Origin of the sequence: Candidatus Bathycorpusculum sp. (genome assembly GCF_009778815.1) — an archaeon.
GTDB lineage: Archaea > Thermoproteota > Bathyarchaeia > Bathyarchaeales > Bathycorpusculaceae > Bathycorpusculum > Bathycorpusculum hydrogenotrophicum.
Map to the genome: position 1 here is coordinate 1 of NZ_WRFL01000127.1, position 2,764 is coordinate 2,764.

5 protein-coding genes are annotated in these 2,764 nt (G+C 43.6%); 3 read left to right on the forward strand and 2 right to left on the reverse strand.

From position 1 onward, the window contains the following. Positions 1–237: 237 nt before the first annotated feature. Positions 238–1,149 carry a hypothetical protein gene (locus FWF39_RS12305; RefSeq protein ID WP_343383730.1) on the forward strand — a complete coding sequence of 304 codons (912 nt, stop codon included), beginning with the start codon at positions 238–240 and terminating at the stop codon, positions 1,147–1,149. Positions 1,150–1,188: 39 nt separating this feature from the next. Here FWF39_RS12305 and FWF39_RS12310 read toward each other — a convergent pair whose 3' ends face one another. Next, positions 1,189–1,572 carry a hypothetical protein gene (locus tag FWF39_RS12310; RefSeq protein ID WP_343383731.1) on the reverse strand — a complete coding sequence of 128 codons (384 nt, stop codon included), beginning with the start codon at positions 1,570–1,572 and terminating at the stop codon, positions 1,189–1,191. 5 nt (positions 1,573–1,577) lie between these two features. Next, a complete protein-coding gene (locus FWF39_RS12315; RefSeq protein ID WP_343383732.1) occupies positions 1,578–1,979 on the reverse strand; it encodes a hypothetical protein in 402 nt (133 codons plus the stop codon). A gap of 136 nt (positions 1,980–2,115) precedes the next feature. On the opposite strand from FWF39_RS12315, the gene FWF39_RS12320 reads away from it, so the two are divergent. Further along, on the forward strand, positions 2,116–2,364 hold the full coding sequence (locus FWF39_RS12320) for a hypothetical protein (protein ID WP_343383733.1): 249 nt from the start codon (positions 2,116–2,118) through the stop codon (positions 2,362–2,364). A 34-nt stretch (positions 2,365–2,398) separates the two neighbouring features. Then, a partial coding sequence (locus FWF39_RS12325; RefSeq protein WP_343383734.1) for a hypothetical protein occupies positions 2,399–2,764 on the forward strand: 366 nt, incomplete at its 3' end.

Below are 2,764 nucleotides of genomic sequence, written 5' to 3' on the forward strand. Positions count from 1 at the left end.
CGGGTTGTTTCTCATAATGGAGGCGGTCGGTATGGGCGGAGTAGGATTTATCATGAAAAGTGTTATGAGGCTACTTTTGTGGATGCCCCGTGAGGCGGCTGCTCTGGGTGTTCCATTTTTTGAAGATTTAATGTAATGGTACAACGTTATGGTTTAGTGTTATGTTTTGATGTATAGAATTAGTGTTCCATTTTTGGGGTTTTTGCCGAATGGAACAGAGCGAGAGAGTGCGGTACTGTGAGAGTTAGTTTAATTGGTGATACGTCTTATCCTAATGTGGCTTTTCAAAAAATTAGTACTTTTCATAAGTGCCGCGGGGATATAGTCGGCCTAAATTTAGCGTATCCTGATATTGTGTATATGTCGGTTTTGTTTAGCTGGAATCTGCCTATCATGTTGGGTAAGAAGGCTATGTTGGAGTCTCAGGGTAAAGTTGTTAATATCGGCGGTTCAGGGTACAAGCTTGAGTCCAAATTACCTGACTGTATTGAAATGTGTCCGCCTGATTCCGAACTATACAGTCATCTGGATTATAGTTTTGGTTTCATAACTCGTGGCTGTATACGTAATTGTGAGTTTTGTATTGTGCCGAAAAAAGAGGGTTGGTTAAAGTTTGAGGGTTTAGATTGGATGGTTAAGGATAGGTGTGTTGTTTATGATAATAATTTGCTTGCATATGGAGGGCATAGGGATATTTTAATTGCTATGCGGCAGGGTGGTCAGCAAATTTGTTTTAGTCAAGGTTTGGATATTCGTTTAGTTGATAAGGTTAATGCTGGGTTGCTTTCTGAGATTAAGTATAGGTCGCTTAGTTTCAAGGTTCCGCGGCTCTATTTTGCATATGATCATGATACGCCTATTATGGAGCAGATGATTCGAGATAAGGTGGAGTTGTTAGTTTCTGCTGGTATTCCTGCCAAACATCTGATGTTTTATGTTCTTTATGCTTATGAGTCTAATCCGCAGTTAGCATTGGATAGTTTACAGCACCGATATGCTGTTCTTAAAGAGTTAGGTGTTAAGTGTTATCCTATGAATTTCCGCAAAGGTGATAAACGCTACAGTTTATGTCACAGGTTTGCGCGGTATGTTATTCGGCGTTATGATCAGTTTTTAACTTTTGATCAGTATTGTGAGGGTAAAAAATGAAATGTGCAGAGAAAGAGAAGAGCGGTTAGGCTGGGGTGGCTAGCAGTTCTGCTTCGAGTTTGGCTTCTGCTTCGGTTTGGGTTGTTTCTTTGGTTTGGGGGTTTCTTGTTTTATGATTTTTTGGACTTCTTGGTCTGCTAAGAGGAGTGTGAAGGTGTTTAGGGCCATGGCGGCTTTGCTCTCGGTGTTGTATTGACACATTTGCGCATTGCCCACTGTGCGGGTTTTTTTTATGAATTCTAGTTTTTCTAGTTTGTCGATGGCCATAACGGCGTGGCGGAAGCTTACTTCGCTGTTTTTGGCTATGTCTTGTTTGCTGTAGTCCCAGTCTCTAAATATGTGTATGAAGTCTAGGACTCGGGCTACGGCGGATTTGCCAAATAGATTTTCTAGTTGTCCGGGGTCGTGCTGTTGGGTTGTCATGGGTTTCACGTGGCGGTTAATAATTCTGCCTCGGGCTGGATTTCTGGCTGCTGCTGGCTGGCTTGTTCTTGGGCTTCTTGTTCGGCTATGGTTTTGTGGATGTCGTGTTTGGCTATGGACATGCCTAATTTTGCGAGTAATTCTGCTGTTTGGTTTTGCATGTTGTATTGGTACATGTCTGAGCAGCCGATTTTGCGGGTTTTTTTTACGATGCCTTGTTCTTCGAGTTTTTCGATGGCGGGTTTGACGTATTTTTGGCTGACGTTGCTGTTTTCGGCTATGTCTTTTTTGTTGTAGTCGTAGCAGTCAAAGGTTGACATGAAGTCTATGATGCGGACTGTGGCTGAGGTGGATCCGAAGAGGCGTTCTAGGGGGCCGGGGTCGTGTTGGGTTTGGGGGTTTGTCATATTTTATCCATCCATTATTGCTATATGTGTGGTTGATGTAGCATATAAGTATTTTCTATGTGTTGGTTGGGTATGGATGTTAAAGATAATCTTATATAGGGGTGTGGATATTAGAGAATATAGGTGTAGAAGAACAGTGAACATCGAAGCCGCCAAACGCATCCTCCGAACCCTCTACAAAAAAGACTACATCGGCGCAAAACACACAAGTCCTGTTAACGCCCTAAAAGCCCTTCAAAAACACGAGCGTGGTGAGGGCGAAAAAACCCTCAAACAACTAAAAACACTGGGATATGTAATCTTTCATCCCACAAGCTACGGCATCCAAATATCGCTAAACAAAAATCACATCAAAGAAATCGAAGACTTCATCGACACACCTTAACCTCCTCATTTTTCCCCAACAATACGTGAACCAGATGCCAAACAACCAGCCCACACTATACACCAACAGTCCAGAGACCTTCACAGTAAACATGGCCGACATCGCCGAAACAGAGGAAGCCTACAGCATCCCCGTCGTCTTTACCAAAGAAGGCGTGCATAACGGGGCGCTTAAACCCTATGAGGGCTTCAAAACCCAAGCAGCCAGCCTCATCGGCAAGCCGGTTGTTTTACTCCATCCCAAAAACGGTGAAGCCAACCGCCCAGTTGATCTCCAGCGTGATCCTGTGACAGGCGAAGTTGAAACATGCCAAGCCCGTGACAGCGACAAAAGTCTGCACGGCAGAATCAAACTAAACAAGCAGAAAACACCTCAGTGGTTCATAGAAGCCCTAAAAGCA